This is a genomic window from Pseudoxanthomonas sacheonensis (genome assembly GCF_031455975.1).
Classification (GTDB): Bacteria; Pseudomonadota; Gammaproteobacteria; order Xanthomonadales; family Xanthomonadaceae; genus Pseudoxanthomonas_A; species Pseudoxanthomonas_A sacheonensis_A.
The window spans coordinates 85,628-111,170 of sequence record NZ_JAVDTT010000001.1 but is presented as its reverse complement, the minus strand read 5'-3'; the positions used below and the strand labels follow the sequence as shown (position 1 = coordinate 111,170).

General features: G+C 64.6%; 22 protein-coding genes and 1 pseudogene. 11 read left to right on the top strand and 12 right to left on the bottom strand.

Features of this window, described 5'->3' with window-relative positions; all coding sequences use genetic code 11:
- Positions 1-27 precede the first annotated feature (27 nt).
- Together J2W94_RS00475 and J2W94_RS00470 are read left to right on the top strand one after the other, a co-directional pair.
- The gene (locus J2W94_RS00475; protein WP_310089641.1) at positions 28-1,887 is read left to right on the top strand and encodes an SLC13 family permease; all 1,860 of its coding nucleotides are present in this window, start codon (positions 28-30) and stop codon (positions 1,885-1,887) included.
- A 6-nt stretch (positions 1,888-1,893) separates the two neighbouring features.
- Positions 1,894-2,274 (top strand): ACT domain-containing protein, encoded by a 381-nt coding sequence (locus J2W94_RS00470; protein ID WP_310089640.1) that lies wholly within the window; start codon positions 1,894-1,896, stop codon positions 2,272-2,274.
- Between the two features lie 152 nt (positions 2,275-2,426).
- Here the strand turns inward: J2W94_RS00470 and J2W94_RS00465 are convergent, their stop codons facing one another.
- Complete coding sequence (locus J2W94_RS00465; RefSeq protein ID WP_310089639.1) at positions 2,427-2,753, bottom strand: Rieske (2Fe-2S) protein; 327 nt, start codon at positions 2,751-2,753, stop codon at positions 2,427-2,429.
- A gap of 88 nt (positions 2,754-2,841) precedes the next feature.
- Between J2W94_RS00465 and J2W94_RS00460 the strand changes: the two genes are divergently transcribed.
- The 4 genes from J2W94_RS00460 (at position 2,842) to J2W94_RS00445 (ending at position 5,870) form a co-directional block, all read left to right on the top strand.
- Entirely contained in the window at positions 2,842-3,126 is a 285-nt protein-coding gene (locus tag J2W94_RS00460; protein WP_310089638.1) for a hypothetical protein, read from the top strand.
- Between the two features lie 73 nt (positions 3,127-3,199).
- Positions 3,200-3,910: a fumarylacetoacetate hydrolase family protein gene (locus J2W94_RS00455; protein WP_310089636.1), complete on the top strand. Its 711-nt coding sequence runs from the start codon at positions 3,200-3,202 to the stop codon at positions 3,908-3,910.
- Between the two features lie 63 nt (positions 3,911-3,973).
- Positions 3,974-4,378: a large-conductance mechanosensitive channel protein MscL gene (gene mscL, locus J2W94_RS00450; protein WP_310089635.1), complete on the top strand. Its 405-nt coding sequence runs from the start codon at positions 3,974-3,976 to the stop codon at positions 4,376-4,378.
- 76 nt (positions 4,379-4,454) lie between these two features.
- Complete coding sequence (locus J2W94_RS00445) at positions 4,455-5,870, top strand: M28 family peptidase (RefSeq protein ID WP_310089634.1); 1,416 nt, start codon at positions 4,455-4,457, stop codon at positions 5,868-5,870.
- 250 nt (positions 5,871-6,120) lie between these two features.
- Here J2W94_RS00445 and J2W94_RS00440 read toward each other — a convergent pair whose 3' ends face one another.
- From J2W94_RS00440 to cysD, 6 genes and pseudogenes are all read right to left on the bottom strand, one after another.
- Complete coding sequence (locus J2W94_RS00440; protein ID WP_310089632.1) at positions 6,121-6,984, bottom strand: TrmH family RNA methyltransferase; 864 nt, start codon at positions 6,982-6,984, stop codon at positions 6,121-6,123.
- A complete protein-coding gene (locus tag J2W94_RS00435) occupies positions 6,974-7,516 on the bottom strand; it encodes a GNAT family N-acetyltransferase (RefSeq protein WP_310089631.1) in 543 nt (180 codons plus the stop codon). The genes J2W94_RS00440 and J2W94_RS00435 overlap by 11 nt, the downstream gene beginning before the upstream one ends.
- Positions 7,509-10,634 carry an efflux RND transporter permease subunit gene (locus tag J2W94_RS00430; RefSeq protein ID WP_310089630.1) on the bottom strand — a complete coding sequence of 1,042 codons (3,126 nt, stop codon included), beginning with the start codon at positions 10,632-10,634 and terminating at the stop codon, positions 7,509-7,511. The genes J2W94_RS00435 and J2W94_RS00430 overlap by 8 nt, the downstream gene beginning before the upstream one ends.
- A 6-nt stretch (positions 10,635-10,640) precedes the next feature.
- Positions 10,641-11,741 (bottom strand): efflux RND transporter periplasmic adaptor subunit, encoded by a 1,101-nt coding sequence (locus J2W94_RS00425; RefSeq protein WP_310089629.1) that lies wholly within the window; start codon positions 11,739-11,741, stop codon positions 10,641-10,643.
- Positions 11,742-11,863: 122 nt separating this feature from the next.
- Positions 11,864-13,738, bottom strand: a complete 1,875-nt coding sequence (cysN, locus tag J2W94_RS00420) for a sulfate adenylyltransferase subunit CysN (RefSeq protein WP_310089628.1) — start codon at positions 13,736-13,738, stop codon at positions 11,864-11,866.
- A 286-nt stretch (positions 13,739-14,024) separates the two neighbouring features.
- A pseudogene (gene cysD / locus J2W94_RS00415) lies at positions 14,025-14,939 on the bottom strand (sulfate adenylyltransferase subunit CysD); the annotation flags it as partial.
- Between the two features lie 220 nt (positions 14,940-15,159).
- Here cysD and J2W94_RS00410 point away from each other — a divergent pair.
- The 4 genes from J2W94_RS00410 (at position 15,160) to J2W94_RS00395 (ending at position 21,302) form a co-directional block, all read left to right on the top strand.
- On the top strand, positions 15,160-16,998 hold the full coding sequence (locus J2W94_RS00410) for an assimilatory sulfite reductase (NADPH) flavoprotein subunit (RefSeq protein WP_310089627.1): 1,839 nt from the start codon (positions 15,160-15,162) through the stop codon (positions 16,996-16,998).
- Between the two features lie 93 nt (positions 16,999-17,091).
- Positions 17,092-18,795, top strand: coding sequence for an assimilatory sulfite reductase (NADPH) hemoprotein subunit (gene cysI, locus J2W94_RS00405; RefSeq protein ID WP_310089626.1), 1,704 nt, complete (start codon positions 17,092-17,094; stop codon positions 18,793-18,795).
- Entirely contained in the window at positions 18,792-19,526 is a 735-nt protein-coding gene (locus tag J2W94_RS00400; RefSeq protein ID WP_310089625.1) for a phosphoadenylyl-sulfate reductase, read from the top strand. Before cysI ends, J2W94_RS00400 begins: the two co-directional genes overlap by 4 nt.
- Before the next feature lie 345 nt (positions 19,527-19,871).
- The gene (locus J2W94_RS00395; RefSeq protein ID WP_310089624.1) at positions 19,872-21,302 is read left to right on the top strand and encodes an MFS transporter; all 1,431 of its coding nucleotides are present in this window, start codon (positions 19,872-19,874) and stop codon (positions 21,300-21,302) included.
- Positions 21,303-21,343: 41 nt separating this feature from the next.
- Here the strand turns inward: J2W94_RS00395 and J2W94_RS00390 are convergent, their stop codons facing one another.
- Entirely contained in the window at positions 21,344-21,592 is a 249-nt protein-coding gene (locus J2W94_RS00390; RefSeq protein WP_310089623.1) for a DUF1272 domain-containing protein, read from the bottom strand.
- Between the two features lie 135 nt (positions 21,593-21,727).
- Here J2W94_RS00390 and J2W94_RS00385 point away from each other — a divergent pair, with 135 nt between their 5' ends.
- A complete protein-coding gene (locus J2W94_RS00385) occupies positions 21,728-22,333 on the top strand; it encodes a DUF1579 domain-containing protein (RefSeq protein WP_310089622.1) in 606 nt (201 codons plus the stop codon).
- 121 nt (positions 22,334-22,454) lie between these two features.
- Here the strand turns inward: J2W94_RS00385 and J2W94_RS00380 are convergent, their stop codons facing one another.
- From J2W94_RS00380 to J2W94_RS00365, 4 genes are all read right to left on the bottom strand, one after another.
- A complete protein-coding gene (locus J2W94_RS00380; protein WP_310089621.1) occupies positions 22,455-22,748 on the bottom strand; it encodes a putative quinol monooxygenase in 294 nt (97 codons plus the stop codon).
- Positions 22,749-22,853: 105 nt separating this feature from the next.
- On the bottom strand, positions 22,854-23,831 hold the full coding sequence (locus J2W94_RS00375; RefSeq protein WP_310089620.1) for an XVIPCD domain-containing protein: 978 nt from the start codon (positions 23,829-23,831) through the stop codon (positions 22,854-22,856).
- Positions 23,832-23,940: 109 nt separating this feature from the next.
- Complete coding sequence (locus J2W94_RS00370) at positions 23,941-24,357, bottom strand: hypothetical protein (RefSeq protein WP_310089619.1); 417 nt, start codon at positions 24,355-24,357, stop codon at positions 23,941-23,943.
- Between the two features lie 138 nt (positions 24,358-24,495).
- Complete coding sequence (locus tag J2W94_RS00365; protein WP_310089618.1) at positions 24,496-25,479, bottom strand: LysR family transcriptional regulator; 984 nt, start codon at positions 25,477-25,479, stop codon at positions 24,496-24,498.
- Between the last annotated feature and the right edge of the window lie 64 nt (positions 25,480-25,543).

Below are 25,543 nucleotides of genomic sequence, written 5' to 3'. Positions count from 1 at the left end.
GACCGACCAAGAGGACCGCGGCGCGTAATGGACACCGCCCTGACGCTGACCAACGACATGAAGCTCGTCCTCGGGCTGGTCGGCTTCACCATGGCGATGTTCCTGTTCGAACGCATCCGCGCCGACGTCGTCGCGCTGATCGTGCTGGTGATCCTGGGCCTGACCGGGCTGGTGGCGCCGGAAGAGCTGTTCGGCGGTTTCTCGGGCAACGCGGTGATGAGCATCATCGCCACCACCATTCTGGGCGCCGGCCTGGACCGCACCGGCGCGCTGAACCGTCTGGCCTCGTGGCTGCTGCAACGCGGCCATGGCATCGAGCAGCGCCTGCTGCTGATGACTACCGGCATCGCCGGACTCAACTCGTCCTTCATGCAGAACCCGTCGGTAATGGCGCTGTACCTGCCGGTCGCCTCGCGCCTGGCGGCGCGCAGCGGTCTGTCGCTGCAACGGCTGTTGCTGCCGATCGCTGCGGCCATCGTGATGGGCGGCGCGCTGACCATGGTCGGCAACTCGCCTCTCATCCTGCTGAACGATTTGCTGATGTCGGCCAACAACAACCTGCCCTCGGGCATGGCCACGCTGGAACCGTTGCGCATGTTCGCGCCGCTGCCGGTCGGCGTGGTCCTGATTGCCGCCTCGCTGTTGTACTTCCGTTTCTACGGCGACAAGAAGCTGCGCGACGAAACCGAAACCAGCGTGGCGCCGGCGCGTACGGAAAGCTATTTCGCCAGTACCTACGGCATCGAAGGCGACGTGTTCGAAATGACCGTCACCGCCGAAAGCCCGCTGGTGGGCATGTCGCTGGGCGAGGCCGAAGCGATCCACGACGCGCCGCTCATGCTCGCCCTCCAGACCGGCAGCGACACCCGGCTGTCGCCGCCCGCGGACATGCGGATCTGGGTGGGCAGCGTGCTGGGCGTGATGGGCGCGCGACAGGAAGTCCACGATTTCGCGCAGAACCATTTCCTGCGCCTGTCCTCGCGCCTGCGCAATTTCGGCGATCTGTTCAACCCCAGCCGCGCGGGTATTTCGGAAGCCGTCATCCCGCCCACTTCCCGTTACATCGGCAAGACCGCCGCCGATCTGCGCCTGCGCAAGCAGTCGGGCATCAGCCTGCTGGCGATCAACCGCGACAAGAAGGTCATGCGCGAGGACGTGCGCAAGGTCCCGCTGCGCGCGGGCGACCTGCTGGTCTTCCACAGCATCTGGCAGGATCTGGCGGTGGCCGCCGAAAGCCGCGATTTCGTGGTGGTGACCGACTACCCCAAGGGCGAGCAGCGTCCGCACAAATTCAAGATCGCGATGACCATCTTCGCCATCACCATCCTGATCGCGTTGACCTCGAAGCTGCCGGTCTCGCTGACCTTGATGACCGGCGTGGCCGGCATGTTGTTGACCGGCGTGCTGCGCATGGACGAAGCCTACGCGGCGATCAATTGGAAGACGGTGTTCCTGATGGCGGGTCTGATCCCGTTGGGTTGGGCCATGGACAGCAGCGGTGCCGCGGCCTGGGTCGCGGGGCATACGGTGGAACGGCTTCCGGAAGGCATTCCCGTGTGGCTGCTGGAGATAGCGGTCGCGCTGCTGACCACCGCGTTCTCGCTGGTGATCAGTCATGTGGGCGCCACCATCGTAATGGTGCCGCTGGCGATCAACCTGGCGCTGGCCGCGGGCGGCAACCCCACCGCCTTCGCGCTCATCGTCGCCTTGTCGGCTTCCAACAACCTGATGACCGCCTCCAATCCGGTGATCTCGATGATCACCGGTCCCGCCAACTACACCAGCCGGCAGTTGTGGCGTGTCGGCGGCCCGTTGTCGTTGATCTACACCTGCGTCGTGGTGCTGACGATCAACCTGATGTTCTGGTGGACGGCCCGCGCGGGCTGACCGAACATGACTCTGACCCTGAAGACCGTTCCCGGAGCTTTCGCGGTCTGCCGTTTCCCGGCAGCGACGGAAGTGCCCCATTGGTTCCACCCTGGCGGTTTCGCTTCGGTTTCCTGGAGCGATGAAGAGCTGTCCATCGTCTGCGACGAATCGCAAGTGCCCGAAGAGGTGCAATGCGAGCGCGGTTGGCACTGCCTGATGTTGCAGGGACCTTTCGCGTTCGAGCTGACCGGCGTGCTGCTGAAAGTGCTGCAACCATTGGCTGCGGCCAAGATCGGAATTTTCGCCGTCTCCACCTTCGACACCGATTACGTGCTGATCAAGGATCATGCGTTCGCGCAAGCGAAGCAAGCGCTCGTCGAAAGCGGACTGACGGTAATCGAATGAAAAGGAAGTAGTGGCCTTAAGGTCCCGTTCGTTGTGAGCCTGTCGAACCACGTTCTTGGCAGGATTCGAAAAATGCCATTTGCCCGCTCTATCGCGAAAAGCATGGTTCGACAGGCTCACCACGAACGGAATGTGGGTATGCGGAAGTCGATTCAACCGCTCAACAGCACCTGCCCGTCGCGTACCTCCACCGCCACCGCGCGCAGGGAATCCCCACGGCAAGGCCCAGCCACGCAGTCGCCTCTTTCCAACTCGAACGAAGCGCCATGCGCCGCGCAAATCAGATGTCCTTCCTTGCTTTTCAGGAACTTACCGGGCGCCCAATCCAGCCGCCGCCCCGCGTGGGGACAGACGTTCAGCCAGGCGCGCACGTTTGCACCATTGCGATGCACGATCAACGATTCGGCGTCGCCGTCGATCAGCGCCTCGATTTCGGCGAATCCGCCGTCCTCGATTGAATCCAATGCGATCAGGGCCATAGGTTTAACGAACTTCTCACACTGTCATGTTTCGGTCATCCGATACTGCGCCACCGGCTTCCGCCGCATTCTGTCACGACCCACGCCGATGTCCGCCAACCGCTTCCGTTTCGACAGCTCCCGCCTGCGCTCCGCATTCGCACCGCGGAAGCCGCGCCATCCCCTGCTGCGCCTGGCGTTCGGCATCGTGGGGCTGGCTCTGCTTTGCCTGCTGATCTTTTTCAGCGTGTTCGTGGGCGCGGCGATGATCGTGGCCGGCGTGGCCTGGAAGCTGCTGAGCCAGCGCGGCAAGCCCGTCGCCGTGCGGGACGCCAACGTGGTGGACGGCGAATTCCGCGTGGTCCGCAAACCGGTGCTGCCGCTGTCGCACTAGGCAACGCCTCCACGCATTGATTGGCAGGCGTTCCGCTTAAACTGTCGCGTCCGAAGCACATGGCGCGAACTCAATGACCGACCTGATCCCCTCGCCTGCGCAGGCGCGCGTTCCCGTGCGCGGCGGCGGCACTTTTCCCGTGCGCCGCATCTACTGCGTGGGACGCAATTTCGCCGATCACGCCAGGGAAATGGGCGCCGCGGCCCCGGCTTCGAAAGCCGAACGCGGCCAACCTGTTTTTTTCCTCAAGCCCGCGGACGCCGTGGTCACCAATGGGGCCGATGTGCCTTATCCGCCCGGCACCAACGACCTCCATCACGAAGTGGAACTGGTGGTCGCCCTGGGCAAGGATGCGCCTGCTGGCGTCCTCGCCCCGGAAAACACCGGCCCGCTGGTCTTCGCCTATGGCGTGGGCCTGGACCTGACCCGTCGCGATCTGCAGGGCGCGGCCAAGGCCAAAGGCCTGCCTTGGGATATCGGCAAGGGCTTCGATCACTCGGCGCCGATCAGTGAACTGGTGCCCGCTGCCGAAGTAACCGCACTGGGAACGCTTGGACTGACGCTCAAAGTCAACGGCGAAACGCGCCAGCACGGCGCATTGAGCGATCTGATCTGGGACGTGCCCGACATCCTGCACGAGCTCTCCAAATTATTCGCGCTGAAGGCGGGCGATTTGGTGTTCATGGGGACGCCGGCCGGGGTCGGTCCGATGGTGGCGGGCGACGCGTTCGTGGCCACGCTGGATGGCGTGGCCGAACTTCGCGGACGCATCACCGCTGCCTGACCCGGGCCACGTTATAGTCCGCCGGCACGGGCGCGTCGGCGTCCGATAGAGGAGGAGACCTGCATGGGCATGATCAGCGAGTTCAAGGAATTCATTTCGCGCGGCAACGTGGTCGACCTCGCCACGGCCGTAGTCATCGGTGCGGCGTTCGGAAAGATCGTCACCTCGCTGGTGGACGGCATCGTGATGCCGGTGATCGGCTTCCTCACCGGCGGCGTAAGCGTCAGCGACTGGAAGTACGTGCTCAGTCCGGCCTCCGTCGATGCGGCCGGCAAGGAAGTGGCGGAAGTCGCGATCCGCTACGGAGCGTTCATCCAGACGATGATCGATTTCCTGCTGATCGCGCTGGTGATCTTCCTGCTCCTTAAAGCCTACAACCGCGTCCGCCAGCCGGTGGAAGCGCCGCCCGCGGCCACCCCGGAAGACGTGCTGCTGCTGCGCGAGATACGCGATTCGCTGAAGAAGTAATTTCCCGACTTATTGCACATTGCGCCGAAGCCGCGGGCTGCTAAGCTCGCGGCTTCCCTTTTTTCCGGAACACGCCATGCGTTTGCTGCCGTTATTGCTCGCTCTTTCTGTTTCCCAGGGCCTCTACGCAGCAGAACGCGAGACGCGCATTCCCGACGCGGCGCTTTCAGTCGCATCGACACTGCGCGAAAAGGCGGTGGCCGACGACACCGGCTGGAAGACCGTCGAATCGCTCACCACCGAAGTGGGCCCGCGCCTGGCGGGCAGCGAAGCCGATGCGCGCGCGGTGGCCTGGGCGCAGGCCAAGTTCAAGGCCTTGGGTTTCGACAAGGTGTGGACCGAAGCGGTGACCTTCCCCAAATGGGAGCGCCGCAGTGAAACCGCCGCGATTCTGGGCGCGCACACGCAGCCGCTCACGGTCACCGCGCTGGGCGGCAGCCCGGGCGGGAAACTGCAAGCCGAGGTGGTGCGCTTCGCCGATCTGGCCGCGCTGGAAGCTGCGCCCGAAGGGTCGTTGGCCGGCAAGATCGCTTTCGTCGATTACCAGATGCAGTCCGCGCGCGACGGCAGCGACTACCGCAATGGCGGGGCGATTCGTTCCAAGGGTCCTTCGGCGGCCATCCGCAAAGGCGCGATCGGTTTTCTGATGCGTTCGGCCGGTACCGACCACCACCGCGTCGCCCACACCGGCATCACTCGTTTCGATGAGGGACTGACTCCGGTGCCATCGGCTGCGCTCGCCATTCCCGACGCCAACCAGCTGGCCCGGCTGCTGGCGCTGGGTCCGGTGCGCGTGTCCGTCGCACTGGATTGCGGTTGGAACGGAGAAGCGACTTCCTACAACGTCATCGGCGAGATCACCGGGCGCAGCAAGCCGCAGGAAGTGGTGCTGATCGGCGGACACCTGGATTCGTGGGACCTGGGCACCGGCGCGATCGACGATGGCGCGGGCGTGGCCATCACCATGGCGGCCGGACATCTGATCGGCCAGTTGAAGCAGGCGCCCAAGCGGACCATCCGCGTGGTCGCTTTCGCCAACGAAGAACAAGGGCTGTACGGCGGCAAGGCGTACGCGGCCAAACATGCTGCGGATGCGGCCAGGCATCAGCTGGGCGCGGAGAGCGATTTCGGCGCGGGCCGCATCTATGCCTTCAATACCGGCGCGCCGGAGCATGCCAAGGCGGCGACCCGCCAGATCGCCGAAGCGCTGGCGCCGCTGGGCATCGAATACACGCCGGACAAGGGCAGCGCGGGCCCGGATATCGGCCCCATCGCGGAAAAGGGTGCGACCTGGGCCTGGCTGGCGCAGGACGGCAGCGATTACTTCGATCTGCACCACAACGCCGACGACACGTTGGACAAGATCGACCCGAAGGCTTTGGCGCAGAACGTCGCGGCGTATGCGGTGTTCGCTTATCTGGCGGCGGAAGCGGATGGGGATTTTGGCAGCGTAGTGAAGGCCACGGAGCCGACTCCGGCGGCTGCCAAGTAAGCGGTCCAGGGCCGACGTGGACCCGCAATCATTCGGATCGTCATCCCATCGGTTTTTAACAGCCGAAAGGCTGGTCAAGCTGGGATCCATTTTGACTTTGCCTTTGGTCTTCAAATAAGCGAAAGCAAGATCAAGGTGGATCCCAGCTTGACCAGCCTTTCGGCTGTTAAAAACCGATGGGATGACGATTCTGTTTTTTTGTTGAGGTCGTACTTCGTTGGAACGTGGCCGAGCGGCTCGGCTCTGCAAGTCAGCGTCGCCACTGCGCCAGGAACACCGCAGTCGCCGCAGCCACATTCAGGCTTTCCACCGCGCCGGTGCCCGGGATCGACAACTGCAGATCGCAAGCCCTGGTCAGGGCATCGTCCATGCCCTCGCCTTCGGCGCCCATCACGTAGATCAATCGCTGCGGCAGTTTGATGGCGAACAGATCCGCGCCGCCGCGCACCACGGTGGCCGCCAGTTGGAAACCGGCGTCGCGCAGTTGCGCGATGGCGGCCATGCGGTCCTCCATTCGCACCAGCGGCACCCGCTCGGCGCCTCCCTCGGCGACCCGCGCGGCCGCGCCGGAAACCGCCAGCGTTGATTCGCGCGATTGCAGGATCGCGCTCACGCCGAAATGCGCCGCCGAACGCAGGATCGCCCCGAAGTTGTGCGGATTGCCCACACCATCCAACCACAGCGCCAATACCGGCCCGGCAGGCAGGGATCGCAGCCAGTCGGACAGCGCCAGCGGATCGACGCGCAGCACATCCGCCACCACGCCTTCGTGGTGGGAGCTGGCGGCGAGCTTGCCCAGATCCGCTTCCTCGACCACACGATAGCCGATACGGTGCTTCACGCACCAGGCAAGCAACGGCTGCAGCTGCGGAATCCGCGCTTCTGCCAGGTACAGCTTGCGGATGGCTTCGGGCCGCTGCGCGAACACCGCTTGTACCGCATTGAGTCCGTAGTAGCGCAGCTCCTGTTTGTTGCCGCCCTCGTGCCTGACGGCGGGACGCTCCTCGCGGTCGGACGATGCCGCTTGTCGGCGCGGACCGGTATTCTCGCGTTTGCGCGTATCGGCGGTGCGGAGGGAGGCCTTGTCCCAGGGGGAAGGCGGTTTAGCGGTCATCGTCCAGGCTCCTTCGCACTTTGGCGAACAGGCGCAGATCATGCAGCACTCCGCGCTTGAATACTGCCGCGCGTTGCACGCCTTCCTCCAAGAAGCCGTTCCTGCGCAGCACTTGCGCCGAACCGATGTTGAAGCCCAACACGGTCGCGTACAGCCGGTAGAGCCGCAATTCCCGCATCGCCCAAGGCGTGAACACCGACACTACGCGGGTCATGGTGCTCTTGCCCCAGTGCGCACGGCCCAGCCAATAGCCGAACTCGGCGGAATGCGCGCGCTCGCCCTTGCCACGATGCGCGCCGATGCCGCCGCAGGCTTCGCCTTCGATCTCGATGGCGAATACCGGATCGGACAGATCGATGATCCGGCCGGAGAGGAAGTTTTCGCCATCTTGGCGCGTGTACGGAAACGGAAAGCGATCGCTGACCCCGCGCGAGACCTGTTCGTCGTCGGCATGGCGAACCAGCGCATCGAGATCGGACTCGCGCCAAGGCCGCAGCAGGAAACCTTCGCCCTGGAGCTGCCGCTCAGCCATGCCCGCCCACCGAGGGAGTCTCGCCCTCCAGCTTCTCCAGTTCATGCGCCACGGATTCGGGAGACTTGGTGAAAGGCGCCAGCAGCGTGTAGGCCGCCGGCACCACCAGCAGCGACAGCACCGTGGAGAACGCGACGCCGAAGATCACCACCACGCCGATGGTCGCGCGGCTGGCCGAACCCGGACCACCGGCCAGCACCAGCGGCACCGCGCCCATGATCGTGGCGATGGAAGTCATCAGGATGGGTCGCAGGCGCACCGAACACGATTCGAGGATCGCTTCGTGGATGCTGCGGCCCTCGTCGCGGAGTTGATTGGCGAACTCCACGATCAGGATGCCGTTCTTCGCCGCCAGTCCGACCAACATGACGATGCCGATCTGGCTGAAGAGATTCATGGTGCCGCCGGTGACCCAGAGGCCCAGCAGCGCGCCCAGCACGCCCAGCGGCACGGTCAGCATGATGCCCAGCGGGTGGATGAAGCTCTCGAACTGCGCCGCCAGCGCCAGGTAGACGATCAGCAGCGCCAGCGCAAACGTGAACAGGACCGCGCCGCCCGCCTGCTGGAACTCGCGCGATTCGCCCTTCCAATCCACTTGCGCGTGCTCGGGCAATTCTTCCTGCACCACTTGCTGGGTCCAGGCGATCGCCTGACCCAGCGGATAACCGGGCGCGAGCCCTGCGGAAATGGTGATGGCGCGCAGCCGGTTGAAGCGATTGAGCGTGCCCGGTTCGGCCAACTCGCTCAGCGTCACCAGGTTGGACAACGGCACCAGTGCGCCGCTGCTAGAACGCACCTGGATCGCCTGCAAATCGGCGGGGCTGGCGCGGCCGGCCCGATCGGCCTGCACCAGCACATCGTACTCCTCGCCGTTGTCGACGAAGGTGGTGACCTGGCGCGAACCCATCATGGTTTCCAAGGCGCGGCCGATATCGGACACCGATACGCCCAGATCGGCGGCACGCATGCGGTTGATGTCCACGCGCATCTGCGGGCGGGTTTCCTTGTAATCCGAATCCGGACCGACGAAACCGGGGTTTTCCTGCATCCGCGCCAGCAGCTTGTCGCGCCACTGCGCGATCTCCACATAGTCCGGACCGCCCAGCACGATGTTGAACGGCTGCCCACGCGAACGCACCAGGCCGCCGCTGACCTGCGTGCGTGCGCGCACGCCGGACAGCACCGAGAGTTTCTTCTGCAAATCGGCGGCTACGTCGGCGGTTTTCTGATCGCGCTTGTCCCAATCCTGCAGAAACACCGCCATGCGCCCGGTGTGCATTTCCTCGCTGGCGCCGAAACCGCCAGGCACCCGCGGATTGGCTCGCTGGATCGGCTGGTCGCCGCCGATCATCGGCGCGACGATCTGCTCGACCTGCTGCATCTGCTTCACCGTGTAGTCGAAGCCTGCGCCTTCGGGCCCGTCGATCATGACCTGGAAGGAACCGCGATCCTCGGCGGGCGCCAATTCCGAGGGGATGACGCGGAACAATACGACCGCGGCGATCATCGCGACCACCATCAGCCCCCCGAACAGCCAGGTCCGGTGCACGGACTTCTCCAGCACGCGCCGGTAGCCGCCGCTCACCTTATCGAATTGCCGATTCACCCACTGGTGCACGCGGTTCGGCTTCTCCTTGGCATGCGGCTTGAGCAATTTCGAGGACATCATCGGCGTCAGCGACAAAGCCACGAAGGCGGAGATCGCGACCGCCGCCGCCAACGCCACCGACAATTCACGGAACAGACGACCGGTATTGCCCTCCAGGAATCCGACCGGCAGGAACACCGCGATCAGCACCGCCGTCGTCGCCAGCACCGCGAAAGCCACCTGCGCGGTGCCGCGCTTGGCCGCCACCAGCGGCGGTTCGCCCAGGTCGACGCGACGCTGGATGTTTTCCACCACCACGATGGCATCGTCCACCACCAGGCCGATACACAAAACCAGTGCGAGCAGGGTCAGCAGGTTGATCGAAAAACCGAAGGCGTACAGCGCGATGAATGCGGCGATAAGGCATACCGGTACCGTCACTGCGGGGATCAGCGCCGCACGCACGCTGCCCAGGAATAGCCAGATCACCAGCAGCACCAGTACGATGCCTTCGGCCAGGGTTTCGTAGACGCGATCGACCGCCGCATCGATGAAGGTGGTGGTGTCGAACGCGACGAAGATGTCGGTGCCCTTGGGCAGGGAAGGACGGATCTTGTCGGCTTCAGCGCGCACCGCGTGCGCCACGTCCAGGCTGTTGGCGGTGGAGGTCTTGACCACACCCAGGCCCACGTTGGGCACGCCGTTGCTGCGGAAATACGCGCGGCGTTCTTCCGACGCCAGCTCCACCTTGGCCACGTCGCCCAGGCGCACCACGTAGCCGTCGGCGCCCTTGCCGAGCGGGATCTGCGCGAAATCCTCGGGCTTCTGGTAATTGCGAGTGACGCGCAGGGTGAAATCGCGGTCGGTCGATTCTATGCGGCCGGCCGGCGGCTCGACATTCTCGCGCGCCAGGGCGTCCTCGACATCGCCGACCGCCAGGCCGCGCGCGGCCAGTTCGTCGCGGTTGAGCCAGATCCGCATCGCATAACGCTGGCGGCCGCCGAAGTTGACCTGGGCCACGCCGTCGATGCTGGACAGGCGGTCGACGACATAGCGCTCGGCGTAGTCGCTGAGCTGCAGCGTATCCATCGTGCTGGAGCTCATGTTGAGCCAGATGATGGGATCGGCGTCGCTCTCCACCTTCGCGATCTGGGGCGACTCGGCTTCTTCCGGCAAGCGGTCCACGACCCGGCTCACCGCATCGCGCACGTCGTTGGCCGCCGCTTCGATGTCGCGCGAAAGATTGAATTCGATGCTGATGTTGGAGCGGCCGTTGGCGCTGCGCGATTCGATGGTGCTGACGCCCTCGATGCCCGACAGCGCGTCCTCCAGCACCTGGGTGATCCGTGTCTCCACCACCGACGCCGAAGCGCCGCGGTAGTCGACCGACACCGAGACGATGGGCGGATCGATCGCCGGCAGTTCGCGCAGCGTCAGCCGGCTGAAGGACATCACGCCCAGCACGATCAGCAGCAGGCTCATCACCACGGCGAACACCGGGCGCTTGATCGACAGGTCGGACAGCTTCATCGCCGGTCAGCCCTTCGCTTCGGACGATTTTTCCGTTGGCGGCGCATTGCTGCCGCCCTCCACCACCTTGCTGCCGGGACGCAGCTTGCCGGTGCCGTCGACCACGATGCGTTCGCCCGCTTTGATTCCGGAAACGATCTCCGCCTTGCCGGCGCTGCGCGCGCCCACTTCGATGCTCGCCTGTTCCACACTGCCGTCGGCCTTGACCCGGTAGACGAAGGTGTCGCGTCCCACCTGCACCAGCGCGATCTCGGGAACGACCAGCGCCTGGCGTTCCGGCCGCGCGAGTCGCACTTCCATCAGCATGCCCGGACGCAGCGCGCGATCGTCGTTGGGAAAATCGCCGCGCACCATCACCGCGCGCGTCGCTTCATCGATGCGCGCATCGATGGTGCTCACTACGCCATCGAAATCGCGACCGGGGTAGGAAGTGCTGCGCGCGCGCAGCGACTGGCCGTTGGCGAGGTTGGCCAGCTGGTTCTCCGGTATGGGGAAATCGACGTAGACGCGCGAGATATCGTCCAGCGTGGCGATCACCGTGGTCGGCGTAATCAAGGCGCCGGGACTCACCTGACGGATACCCAACACTCCGGCGAAAGGCGCGCGCACGTTGCGGTCGCCGATGTCCGAACGCATCTGCCGCACGCGCGCCAAGGCGGCGTCGCGGATGGATTTCTGCGTATCCAGCGAAGCGCGCGCCACCAGCTGCTGATCGGCCAGCGAGAGCTGGCGCTTGTAGAGTTGATCGGCTTCGGCGTACGTCGCCTGCGCCGCCACCAGCGCGGCCTGCTGCGAATCGCCGCGCAAGGTGATCAATGGCGCACCGGCGCGGACCTCGTCGCCGCTTTCGAAGTGCACGTCCTGCACCGCTTCGCTGACCTTCGAAGTGAGAGTGACCGATTCGCGCGCCTTGACCGTACCGATGGCCTGCAAGGTGTCGCTCCACGCCGACGGCTGCACCAACTGCGTGGTGACCGGAATAGGCCGGGAGGCTGCCGCGTCGCCGCGTTGCCCGGCTTTGTCCGAGCCGCAGGACGCGAGCAGCGGGATCAGTATGACCAGCAGCATGGCCAGCAGCACACTGCGCGCGCCCGGTCGGATCGGCATGTCTTTCCCGCAATCGTGGTTATTACCGGAGTTTACCGGTCCACGGTTAACGCTTGTGACAATAAACCGTTGACCGAGGCATGACTAAAGACCCTTGCGGCCGGATCGCGCGCAGGCGGGCGTCACTTCAGGCCCAGCTTCTCCAGCACCTGCGCCGCGAGTTTTTCCGGACTGTGATTACCGGCATCCAGATGCACTTCCGCATGCTCGGGCGTTTCGTAGGGCGAGTCGATACCCGTGAAATTCGGAATCTGCCCCGCACGGGCCTTGCGATACAGGCCCTTCACGTCCCGCTGTTCCGCCAGCTCCAGCGGAACGTCGACGAAGATCTCCAGGAACTCGCCTTCCTCGAAACGCGCGCGCGCCATCTGGCGTTCGGCGCGGAAGGGCGAAATGAAGCTGACCAGCACGATCAGGCCGGCTTCGGTCATCAGTTTCGCCACTTCGGCCACGCGGCGGATGTTTTCCACGCGATCCTCATCGGTGAAACCAAGATCGCGATTCAGGCCGTGCCGCACGTTGTCGCCGTCCAGCAGGAAGGTGTGGTAGCCCAATGCGTGCAGGCGTTTGTCCACCAGGTTGGCGATGGTGGACTTGCCGGCGCCCGAGAGACCGGTGAACCACAGCACGCGCGGCGGCTGGCCTTTGATGCGCGCGCGCGCGGCCTTGTCCACTTCCAGGTGCTGCCAGTGCACGTTGCCGGCGCGGCGCAGGGCGAAATCCAGCGTGCCCGCGGCGACCGTGTTGTTGCTGTGGCGGTCGATCAGGATGAAACCGCCCAGGGTGCGGTTCTCGACATACGCGGCGAAGGCGACCGGCTCGTCCAGGCTGAGATTGACGTAGCCGACCTCGTTTAATTCCAGACGCTTGGCCGCCAGGTGTTCCTGCGTGTTCACGTCGATGCGGTGCTTGATCTCGCTGACCGTCGCCGCGACGGTGCGGGTACCGAGCTTCAACCAGTAGGGACGGCCCGGCAGCAAAGCGGCGTCATCCATCCACAGCAGATGCGCGGCGAACTGGTCGGCGACCTGCGGCGGATCATCGGCGGCGGCGATCACATCGCCACGGCTGATATCGATCTCGTCGGCGAGGGTCAGCGTCACCGCCTGGCCGGCGCGGGCGCTTGCGGTTTCGCTGTCGCCGACGAAAATCGCGGTCACGCGCGAGCGCCGGCCGGCGGGCAGCACGACCACTTCATCGCCGACGTTCGCGTTGCCGGCGGCGATCGTGCCGGCGAAACCGCGGAAGTTCTGGTGCGGGCGGCTGACGAACTGCACCGGCAGACGCAGACCGCCGCGGGTGTCCTGTGCCGACACTTCGACGGTTTCCAGATGCTCGAGCAGGCTCGGGCCCTGGTACCACGGCATGGCATCGGAATGCGCGGACAGGTTGTCGCCGTTCAGGGCCGACAACGGAATGAAGGTGACGCGCTCGATGCCGAGCTGCGCCGCCAAGGCTCGGTACCCAGCGACGATTTCATCGAACACGCGCTGGTCGTAATCCACCAGATCCATCTTGTTCACGGCCAGCACTACATGGCGGATGCCCAGCAGCGACACGATGTAGCTGTGACGGCGCGTCTGCGTCAGCAGGCCTTTGCGCGCGTCCACCAGCACCACCGCCAGATCGGCGGTGGAAGCGCCGGTAGCCATGTTGCGGGTGTACTGCTCGTGGCCCGGGCAATCGGCGACGATGAACTTGCGGCGTTCGGTATCGAAGTAGCGGTAGGCCACATCGATGGTGATGCCCTGTTCGCGCTCGGCGGCCAGACCGTCGAGCAGCAGCGCGTAGTCGATTTCGCCGCCGCGCGTGCCATGGCGCTTGCTGTCGGCGGTAAGCGCGGCGAGTTGGTCGTCGAACAACCGCTTGCTGTCGTACAGCAATCGCCCGATCAGCGTGCTCTTGCCATCGTCCACGCTGCCGCAGGTGATGAAGCGCAACAGCGGTTTTTCTTCGTGCTGCTTGAGGTACCCGGCGATGTCGGTGGGGTTGCTCATCTCGCCGCCTCGATGCTTTTGAATTCGCCGTTGCTCTGCGCTCCATGGGCCCCGTGAGGCGCGGCAAGCGCAACGGGACAAACCCGCAGGGCGGCGCACACGGATGTGCGCCGTTTCCGGAGCAGCAGGATGCTGCTTCCGGAAATTCCCGTTGCGCTTGCGTACCCGTAGCGCAGCGGAGGGCGTGCCGCCCGGGTGTGCTTTCTTTTGGTTACTTTTCTTTGCACAAGCAAAGAAAAGTGAATCGCGCGAAAGCGCGAAACGCTTGTCGGCAAGCAGGGCGCCATCAGAAATACCCCTCCAACTTCTTCTTTTCCATCGAAGCCGTAGGGTCTTGATCGATCACCCGTCCCTGCCGTTCCGAACTGGTGGTCACCAGCATTTCCTGGATGATCGCTTCCAGCGTATCGGCTTCCGACTCGATGGCGCCGGTCAGCGGATAGCAGCCCAGCGTGCGGAAACGCACCTTCTTCAGCTGCGGCGTTTCGCCCTCGCGCAGCGGCAGACGATCGTCGTCGACCAGGATCAACGCACCGTCGCGTTCCACCACCGGACGTTCGGCGGCGAAATACAGCGGCACCACCGGAATGTTCTCGCGGTAGATGTACAGCCAGATATCCAGCTCGGTCCAGTTGGACAGCGGGAACGCGCGCACGCTCTCGCCCTTGTCGATGCGCGCGTTGTAGACGTTCCAAAGTTCCGGACGCTGCCGCTTGGGATCCCAGCGGTGCTTGTCGTTGCGGAAGGAGAACACGCGCTCCTTGGCCCGCGATTTCTCCTCGTCGCGGCGCGCCCCGCCGATGGCCGCGTCGAAAGCGTACTGATCCAGCGCCTGCTTCAAGCCCTGGGTCTTCATCACATCGGTGTGCACGGTGGCACCGTGGCTGATCGGGCCGATGTTCTGGGCGATGCCGTCCGGGTTGATATGCACCCGCAGCTCGGTGCCGGTCTCGGCCACACGGCGGTCGCGGAAGGCGATCATCTCGCGGAACTTCCAGCGGGTGTCCACGTGCAGCAGCGGGATCGGCGGCGGCGCCGGCGCGAACGCCTTCAGCAGCAAGTGCAATAGCACCGAACTGTCCTTGCCCACCGAGTACAGCAGCACCGGGTTGCGGAATTCGGCCGCGACTTCCCTGAGGATGTGGATGCTCTCCGCCTCCAGGCGGTCGAGATGGGACAGGGAAGGTAAGGAACTCATTAAGGATTTCGTGGACGCAAGTGAGGCGGGAACCGGTACGGCAGATTATCAGCTGGCCCCGAAAGGCCGACAGGTTCCCCCGGCAGGGTGGCGAGTATTCGGCCTTGGGGACTTGGTCCAGAAATAAGCGCAGGTCATAACCCCATAACCAGATGTCGTTTCTGAATGGGTTAACGCCTCTCTAGCATCGGACCTCCTAACCGCACTACCCGCGAGTCAAAGCATGACCGCTGCACCGCCCGCGTTGGCCCCCAGTCCCTTGCCCGAGGAGCGCAAGGCGCTGCTGGCGCGCGTCGTGGAAGGGCTGGATCAACCCAGCCTGTGGTGGTTGTCCGGCTACGCCGCCGGCCTGGCCCAGGGCAATCCGGCACCTCACCTGGCGGTGCTCCCAGGCGGCGCGGCGCAGGCCAGCCAGCGTCTGACCGTCGTCTACGGCAGTCAGACCGGCAATGCCCGCCGTGTGGCCGAGGCTCTGGCGGGCGAGGCCGAAGCCGCCGGCCTCAACGTGCGCCTGGTGCGCGCCGATGCCTACCCGCAACGCGAACTGGCCAACGAACGCCTGCTCTATGTGGTCATCAGCACCCAGGGCGAGGGCGACCCGCCGGACGACGCCATCGGCCTGGTCGAATTCATCGCCGGCAAACGCGCGCCGAAACTACCCGAACTGAAGTACGCCGTGCTGGGTTTGGGCGATTCCAGCTACGCCGATTTCTGCGGCATCGGCCGCCGCCTCGACGCGCGCCTGACCGAACTCGGCGCCAGCCGCCTGTTCGCCGCCGGCGAAGCCGACCTGGATATCGACACCGTCGCCCTGCCCTGGCGCGAACAAGCCCTGGGCCATGCCAAAACCTTGTTGAAGGTCACCGCCACGCCTTCGGCTACCGTCACCCCGTTGCGTCCGGCGCCCAGCGCACCGGCCTGGACCCACGACAAGCCCTTCGCCGCTGAGCTGCTGCTCAACCAGCGCATCAGCGGGCGCGACTTCAAGGGCGTAGGTTTCCTCAAGTACGGCGGCATCGGCAAGGACGTGCGCCATCTGGAACTGTCGCTGCAGGGTTCCGGCCTGCATTACGAACCCGGCGACGCGCTGGGGGTGCGCCATCGCAATCCGTCGCTGCTGGTGGAGGGCGTACTGCAGGTGCTGGAACTGGACGGCGACGCATCCGTGCAGGACAAGGAAGAGACACTGCCGCTACGCGAGTGGCTGGCCGCGCGCAGGGAACTGACCAAGCTCAGCCGCCCCTTCCTGGCCAGCCATGCCGCGCAGTCGCGTTCGGAAGAGCTCAACGACTTGCTGGCGCCGACCCGCAACGCCGACTTCGCCGCTTTGCTGGGCAGCCACCAGCTGGCCGACGTGCTGCGTCGCTGGCCCGCCCACTGGGAGCCGCAGGAACTGGTCGCCGCCCTGCGTCCGCTGACGCCGCGCCTGTACTCCATCGCCTCCAGCCGCAAGCGCGTGGGCGAGGAAGTGCATCTCACCGTCGACGTGCTGGATTACCAGGCCTTCGGCCATGCGCATGTCGGCGCGGCGAGCGGTTTCCTGGCGGCGCTGGGCGAAGGCGACCAGGCGCCGGTCTACATCGAAGCCAACGAGCGTTTCCGTGTTCCCGCCGACGCCAACCGCGACATCATCATGGTCGGCCCCGGCACCGGCGTGGCGCCGTTCCGCGGTTTCGTACAGGAGCGCGCGGAAACCGGCGCGCGCGGCCGCAACTGGTTGCTGTTCGGCGCGCGCCACTTCAATACCGACTTCCTCTACCAGACCGAATGGCAGGACGCGCTGCGCAACGGCGAACTGCATCGCCTGGACGTGGCCTTCTCCCGCGACCAGTCCGAGAAGATCTACGTCCAACAGCGTCTGCGCGAACGCGGACGCGAGGTCTACGACTGGCTGCAAAGCGGCGCGCATTTCTATGTCTGCGGCGCCATCGCCATGGGCAAGGACGTGCATGCCGCCCTGCTGCGGATCGTTTCCGAACAGGCGGGCGTCGATGCCGAAGCCGCCGCCGAGTACCTCAGCAAATTGCAGGCGGAGGGTCGCTACAGCCGCGATGTCTATTGACGTGGGAGCGGCGTCCCGCCGCGAGCTTCAAAAGCAAGAGCTCGCGGCGGGACGCCGCTCCAACGACAACCTATACCGGCCAGCCACCAAGTCATGACCACGCATTCCGTCGAAGACATCAAATCCGAAAGCAAGCGCCTCCGCGGCGCCTTGCTGGACAGCCTTGCCGATCCGCTGACCGGCGCGCTGCGCGAGGACGATACCACCGTCATCAAGTACCACGGCAGCTACCAGCAGGACGACCGCGACCTGCGCGACGAACGCCGCCGGCAGAAGCTCGAACCCGCCTTCCAGTTCATGATCCGCACGCGCACCCCGGGCGGTGTGGTCACCCCGCAGCAATGGCTGAAGCTGGATGCCATCGCCACGCGCTACTCCAACCATTCGCTGCGCATCACCACCCGTCAGGCCTTCCAGTTCCACGGCGTGATCAAGCGCGAATTGAAAGCGACCATGCAGGCGATCAATGCGACGTTGATAGACACCCTGGCCGCCTGCGGCGACGTCAACCGCAACGTGATGGTCGCGGCCAACCCGCTGGAATCGGCCGCGCATGCCGAAGTCCAGGACTGGGCGGCGAAACTGTCCAAGCATTTCCTGCCCAACTCGCGCGCCTATTACGAGATCTGGCTGGATGAGGAACTGGTCGCCGGCAGCGGCGAGGAAGAAGAACCGATCTACGGCAGCACCTACCTGCCGCGCAAGTTCAAGGTCGCTTTCGCGGTGCCGCCGGTCAACGACGTGGACGTATTCGCCAACGACCTGGGCTTCATCGCGGTGATCGAGGAGGGCGCGCTGGTCGGATTCAATGTCAGCATCGGCGGCGGCATGGGCGCCAGCCACGGCGATGCGGAAACCTATCCGCGCGTGGCCAACGTGATCGGCTTCGTCGCCCCCGAGCAGGTGATCGCCATCGCCACCGCCGTGGTCACCACCCAGCGCGACCGTGGCAACCGCGTAGTGCGCAAGCGCGCGCGCTTCAAGTACACCATCGACGATCACGGGCTGGACGCCATCGTGGCCGAGATCGAAAGCCGTGCCGGATTCTCTCTCTCCCCGGCACGCGCTTTCCGTTTCGAGCACAGCGGCGACCGCTACGGCTGGGTCCAGGGCGAAGACAGCCGCTGGCACCTGACCCTGAATCTCTCCGCCGGCCGCATCGCCGACCGCCCGGGCGCGCCGCACCTGACCGGACTGCGCGAGATCGCCAACGTGCACCGCGGCGAGTTCCGCATGACCCCGAACCAGAACCTGGTGATCGCCGGCGTGCCCGACAGCGAGCGCAAGCGCATCGACGCGCTGGTCCATTCGCACGCGCTGGACGCGGGCCTGCGCAACGGCACCGCACTGGCGCGCGCGGCGCTGGCCTGCGTGGCCTTGCCGACCTGCGGACTGGCGATGGCCGAAGCCGAGCGTTATCTGCCCGACTTCACCGGCAAGCTGGAACCGCTGCTCGAAAAGCACGGCCTGCGCGATGCGCCGATCCTGCTGCGCATCTCCGGCTGCCCCAATGGCTGCTCGCGTCCTTACCTTGGCGAGATCGCGCTGGTCGGCAAAGCGCCTGGCCGCTACAACCTGATGCTGGGCGCCGACCATCGCGGCCAGCGCCTCAACACGCTGTACCGCGAAAACATCGCCGAGAACGAAATCCTCGACACCCTGGACCCGTTGTTCGCGCGTTACGCCGGCGAACGCGAAGCCGATGAAGGCTTCGGCGATTTCCTGCACCGCAGCGGCGTGGTCGCCCTGCCCGCTTACCCCACACACCGACAGATTCCGCTGGAGCTGCACGCATGAGTGCCCCCAACATCAACATCGATTTCAACATCGCCGCCAACGAACCCGAGTCGCTGGAAGAACTCAACACACAGCTGGAAGCGCGCAGCGCCGAACAGCGTGTGCAATGGGCGCTGGAGAATGGCCCGGCCAACGCCGCGCTTTCCTCCAGCTTCGGTGCGCAGGCCTCGGTGATGCTGCATATGCTCAGCCGGCAGAAGCCGGACATTCCGGTGATCCTAATCGACACCGGCTACCTGTTTCCGGAGACTTACCGCTTCGCCGACGAATTGCAGGAACGTCTGAAGCTCAACCTGCAGGTATTCCGCCCGCTGGTCAGCCGCGCCTGGATGGAGGCGCGCCATGGCCGCCTGTGGGAACAGGGCGTGATCGGCATCGACCAGTACAACGGTCTGCGCAAAGTGGAGCCGATGAAGCGCGCGCTGAAGGAACTGGACGTGGGCACTTGGTTCACCGGCCTGCGTCGCAGCCAGTCCAGCACCCGCAGCCAGACGCCGGTGCTGCAGCAACGCGACGGGCGCCTGAAAGTGAATCCCATCGTCGACTGGACCGACCGCGACATCTGGGTTTACATGAAGAAGCACGATCTGCCCTACCACCCGTTGTGGGACGAAGGCTACGTGTCGATCGGCGATTTCCACACCACTTCGCGCTGGGAGCCGGGCATGAGCGCGGAAGACACGCGTTACTTCGGCTTGAAGCGCGAGTGCGGGATACACGTCGAGGTTTGAGTAGGTCGGGGCTGCGCCCCTCGACGTACAGATCTACCCACCTCTCTCCTCGTGGGAGAGGTCGACGCGCTTGCGCGGCGGGAGAGGGGGTGAGCGGGGTCGTTGCGTTGCCGATGAACGCACTCTTGAAAACATTCGTCATTCGCGTCTGATCGTTTTAACGTGAACCGATAGACCCTCACTCGCTCTCCCCTCTTCCGCCCCTTCGGGGCACCTTCTCCCACAAGGGGAGAAGGGTTAAGCCCATCGCCTCTCCCTTTTAGTTCCCGAGCTGCGCCATGCGACGCCTTCACGATTCGTGAGCGACAATAGCGTTCACCCGCCTGCCGGATCCGCTCTGCCTTCGTGAGAAAGGAACGTCTCCTCCCCCTGATCGTCGCGACCGCATTGTTCATCGAGAACATGGATTCCACCGCGATCACGACGTCCCTGCCGATGATCGCGGGAGACCTGGGCGTAGAGCCGGTGGCGCTGAAGCTGGCACTCACCACCTACATGCTGGCGCTGGCGGTGTTCATTCCCATCAGCGGCTGGGTCGCGGACCGCTTCGGCGCCAGACCCACTTTCATGGCCGCCATCGGCGTATTCCTGCTCGGTTCCGTCGGCTGCGCCGCCTCCGGTTCGCTAGGCGCGTTGGTGGCCGCGCGATTCCTGCAGGGCATGGGCGGGGCGATGATGGTGCCGGTAGGGCGCCTGGTGTTGCTGCGCACGGTGCCCAAGGCGCAGCTGGTGCAGGCGCTCAGCTGGCTGACCATTCCCGCTTTGCTGGGCCCGATGCTGGGCCCGCCGCTGGGCGGCTTGATCACCACCTACAGCAACTGGCGCTTCATCTTTTTGATCAACCTGCCGATGGGCCTTCTGGGCATCTACCTGGCCTGGCGGCACATCCCGATGCTGCGCGGCGGCGCGCGCCCGCTGGACTGGCGCGGATTCGGACTGTCGGCCACGGGGCTGGCGCTGACCATGTTCGGCTTCGCCAGCATGGGCCGGCATCTGATCAGCACGCCGGTCGCCGCCGCCTGCCTGCTCACTGGCGCAGGATTGCTGGGGGTTTACGCGATGCACGCGCGCCACCATCCGCATCCATTGATCGACCTGGGGCTGATGAAGCTGCCGACGTTCCGCATCGGCGTGCTGGGCGGTTCGCTGTTCCGCATCGGCATCGGCGCCACCCCATTCCTGCTGCCGCTGATGCTGCAGCTGGGCTTCGGACTCAACCCGCTGCAATCGGGCTTGATCACCTTCACGTCGGCCGCGGGTGCGATGTTCATGAAGACCTTGGCCGGGCGCATCCTGCGCCGCTGGGGCTTCCGCAAAGTGATGATCACCAATGCGATGATCGCCTCCCTGCTGCTGTGCTGCTTCGGCCTGTTCCGCGCGGACACGCCCTACCCGCTGATCATCGGCGTGCTGCTGGTCAGCGGCTGCTTCCGCTCGCTGCAGTTCACCAGCCTCAACGCCATCGTCTATGCCGACGTGGAACCGGCGCGCATGGCCCAGGCCAGCAGCTTGGCGGCGATGGCGCAGCAGGTGTCGCTGGCCATCGGCATCACTATCGGCGGCTATGCCTTGAGCGTCGCCAGCGTGGCGACACGGCAGCCGTTGGAAGCGGTGATCAACTTCAGTTTCGCCTTCCTCACCGTTGGCCTGATTTCCGGCAGCTCGGTATGGATGATGCTGCGGCTGGCGCCCGATGCCGGCGCGGAAATGTCGGGCAAGGCCGAACCCGGTAAGGAAGTCACCGAGCCCAAGCCGGAACAGCGGCCTGGGAACTGAAGAGGGCTATCGGATTCTCCGCCGCGTTGGGAAGTTGGCCTTCAGACCGCGCGACCACAGCCTTCCGGCTTGAGGACGCGCTCGGTGGAGGCCGGATATTTCGCCAGCAGGTGTGCGGCGCGCGTGGGACGTGCGGCGAAACCGCCGCCGCAGTTGGGGCATTTGCCTGCCAATGCCGTGTCGACGCACGAGGCGCAGAAGGTGCATTCGAAGGAACAGATGCGCGCCGCGGACGAGTCGGGCGGCAGATCGGCATCGCAGCATTCGCAGTTGGGTCTCATCTGAAGCATGACTTCCTCCAAGGCGGGGTGGGTCCGCGGCGATTGTCGCACCGCGCCGTCTGCATCCGGGTGCTGCGTCGCGGCATGCGGGGGGCTCGCTCTGGGCCTAGCATCGCCGCACCTCCCTGGCCAGAGAACGCCACCATGAAAGCCACCCGCAAACTCGCCGTCGCCGCCATTGCCTTCGCGCTCGTGCTACCGCTGTCCGCGCAGGAGGCCGCGCCGAAGATGACCCCCGAACAGCAGGCGATGATGGAGGTCTGGCAGAAGATTTCCACGCCCGGTCCGCAGCACAAGCAGTTGGCCGAGCACCTGGCCGGCACCTGGACGACCAAGCAGACCGTGTGGATGGACCCGTCCGCGCCACCAATGACCGAGACCGGCAAAGCGACCATCACCCCGATCTTCGGCGGCCGCCAGCTGCGCATGGATTTCATCGGCAGCTTCATGGGCCAGCCGTTCGAGGGCGTGGGCTACAACGGCTACGACATCAACGCCGGCAAGTACACCAATAGTTGGACCGACAGCGGCTCGACCGCGGTGATGAATGCCACCGGCGACTACGACGCCGCCAGCAAGACCTATAGCTTCAGCGGTCAGATGCCCGACATGAAGAAGGTCGGTGGCGTGGCCACCGGGCGCCATACCCTGCGCGTGGTCGACGCGGACCATCTGCTGATGGAGATGTTCGAGAACAAGGACGGCAAGGACGTGCGCACCATGCAGATGGAGTACACGCGGGTGAAGTGACGGATGAACCCCAATCGGACGTAGGAGCGACGTAAGTCGCGACTGAAAATGCGGATCGAATGATGCGCAAGGACGTTTCGCGACTTACGCTCCGAAGGAAGTCCCCTGGGGGACGTCGCTCCTACCCGAGCCCGTGCCCGCCCACCGGCTCGGTCACCGTGTAATCGCCGAAGCCGGCAATGATCGGCTTGGCCCTGGCGATCGCCTGCTGCACCGCCGGCAGAGACAACGAGGCCTTGTGGCTGGCTTCGCTATCCCACACTTCGGTGATCCACAGCCAGTCCGCATTCGCCGGATCGCGCGCGACCACATAGCTCAGGCAGCCCGGCATCGCCGAAACGCTTTCCAGCATGATCGCGATCAACTCGTCGCGCTTGCCGGGAGCGGCGATCATTTTTCCAATAAGTCCGTACATCCTCTTCACTCCGTCGTATGAAGCAGAACCGGGAGATGCGGCAGTCACCGCACCTGCACCGATCGCCATTATGAATTCACGTCGCTTCATGGGCATGAATTGATTTTATGCGGACAGGCCGCGCCGCGGGGCTTCCTGGTCCGGGAGTTTTCCCGGTTGCTCCATCGCAAGCTGGCTGCTCATACTTTCCGAACGCTGCATCGGTGATTCGTTGATGGATTGCAGCTGACCAAGCGAAGACCCCAACGGTGTTTCCAGTGCGGTCTGGGTCTTCATCTGCGCCCGGTTATTCGCAGGATCACCGGGATTCCCTTCCACCACGAATACGTTCTCCCCCGCCTTCAGACCTGCCCTTTGTTCGCTCAGCAAGACATGATCGATGCGGCTCATGCCAGCCTGCTTGGCGAGCACTGTCAGACTGGCCGCCATCGGTTCGTTGGTGCCGCCGGAATTCTCCTGGACTGGTACCTTCGCCTGATTCACGCCGTACAGAGCCTGCTGGTACAACGTGTGATCGGCATGCCCAGGATGCGAAGGATGCAGAGCAGACGACTTGTCCGGAAGCTCCTTGTATTCCCCATGGTCGTTGACCATGGGCTTATCGAAAACAGGATACTCGTGCGTCCGTAGTTTCTCGATCTGCTCTTTCGTAGTCATGCGGTTGTCGATTCCAGGCTCCAGAACGCCTGGAAAATCCTTCACGGCCACGCCCATGGTCTCGCCCAAGGTGCGATAGGCGGAATTGCTGTTCACGGTGTCGCCGAAAACCTTGAACCCAAGATTCGGATAATTCAAATCCAATGCGTTCAGCGGCTCTTTCGCCGCCACCGCCGCATTCCATCGCGCCAGAACCTCTTCCTTAGGCGCATCGAGAACCGTCATGTGCGTTTGATCGTTGTTGATGTAGGTCAGCCCGGTCGCTTTGGCACCGATGCTGCTGGCGTAGCCGGGATCATGTGGAAAATTCCAGATCCGTAGCGAATGCTTTTCTTCGTCCGTGCCGATGGGCTGGGGAATATTGGTTTTACGGTCGGTCGCCAAGCCGTGCAGCTCGTCGAGCGCCTTTCCGTTCTCGTCCCGCAAGACCCAGAAATCGTGGCTCGCGACTCCGACCACTCCCAACGAACGCGCTTCGATAGAGTAATTAGGCATCAGATTCCATCCTTAGTAGTTGTCGTTACTTCCTATGCGCTCAAGCGCGCGCTTGCAAACAGCCTTGCATCTCGTTCTTCAGATCGGCGACCGATTTCTCGACGCCGATATCCTTGTAGTAGGCGCCTGCGCCTTTCAGGTCGATCCTGATCTCGTTGGTTCGCTTATCGAACGTGATCCTCGCCCTGAAACCGCCCACATTTGCCTTGCCGAAATCGCCCGTCTCCAGGATGCCTTCATCATGATCCCTGCGTGTCACATCGCTTCGCCAGAAACTATCCGGTTGGGCCAAGCGCTTGACGCTGGTTTCGGCGCATTGAAAAACCCGGTCCATGCTGGTCGCGGGCGGCGCCTGCACAACCGCCGCGGCCATCGGAACCCCGACCACCGATTCGTATAGCCCACAGCCTGTCAGAGTGGTCAGCGCCAGAACAGTCATCCATTTCGAGGCCTTCATCGACATACTCCCTTGTCGTCACGTACCTCCAGCTTACGAAACGGTCGGTTGGTCGGCAACTCGCACAAGGTAGCGGACCCTGCTGGCATTCGACGGCATTCCTGTTTGCCTTAGGCAAAAGAGCGCACGGTCTTTTCTTCAGCTCGTAATCGTTTGCGTCAACGATTCCCAGGTCGGCGGCACCGGCCAGTCCGCGGCCTGATTGCCATCGAGTACACGGCGCAGATCGCGCCGATCGACCTGCGGTGCCAGCACATGCACCAACTCCAATGCGTAGTCGCGCAGCACGCGCTCGCGCGGCAGCACCGCCCAGGCGATGCATTCGTTGATCGCCGACGGCGCGGGCCAAGCGCGCAGGTCGGTATCGGCCGAAGTCACCGCCATTTCCGCCAGCAAGCCCACGCCCATGCCGGCGCGCACGTAGGTCTTGATCAGGTCGGCGTCCAGCGCGGTCAGCGCGATGCTGGGCTGCAGGCCGACGCTGGCGAAAGCGCGCTGCAGGGACGATTCGGGCCGCGTCGAGGATTCGTAGCTGATCAGCGGCTGGGTGGCGAGGTCGGCCATGCTGGGAATCACGTCGGCTTTGTCCAGCGCATGCCCGCGCGGCACCACCACCAACCGCCGCCAGCGGTACAAGGGCACGGCGATGCCGGCCTGCGGTTCCTCGCCGGCGGTGCTGATGACGGCGATATCCGCATCGCCTTCGCTCAACAGATCCAGCGCGGCGCTTTCGCCGGCCTGCTGCAGGTGCACGCTGACCTGCGGATAGGCGCGCTTGATCTGGCCGATGGCCGGCGGCAGCACGAAGCGGGCCTGGGTGTGGGTGGTGGCCAGGATCAGCTGGCCCTGGCTTTCGCGGCGCTGGTTGGCCGAGTAGGTGCGGATATTGTTGGCTTCGGCCAGCACTGCGCGGGCGCGCAGGATCACTTCGCCGCCGGCCGGCGTAACGGCCTCCAGGCTGCGGCCCTTGCGCACGAACAGCAGGAAGCCCAGTTCGTCTTCCAACTGCTTGAGCTGCTTGGACAGGCCCGGCTGGGTCGCGTGCACGCGGGCGGCGGCCAGGGTGATGTTGAGGTCGGCGTCGGCGATGGCCACTAGGTAGCGGAGTTGGGTCAGCGTCATCGGTAGTCTCGAAGCCTGGCGGCTCCTTGGGATGAAGAGGTGACAGGTGAATGTAGAGGAATTC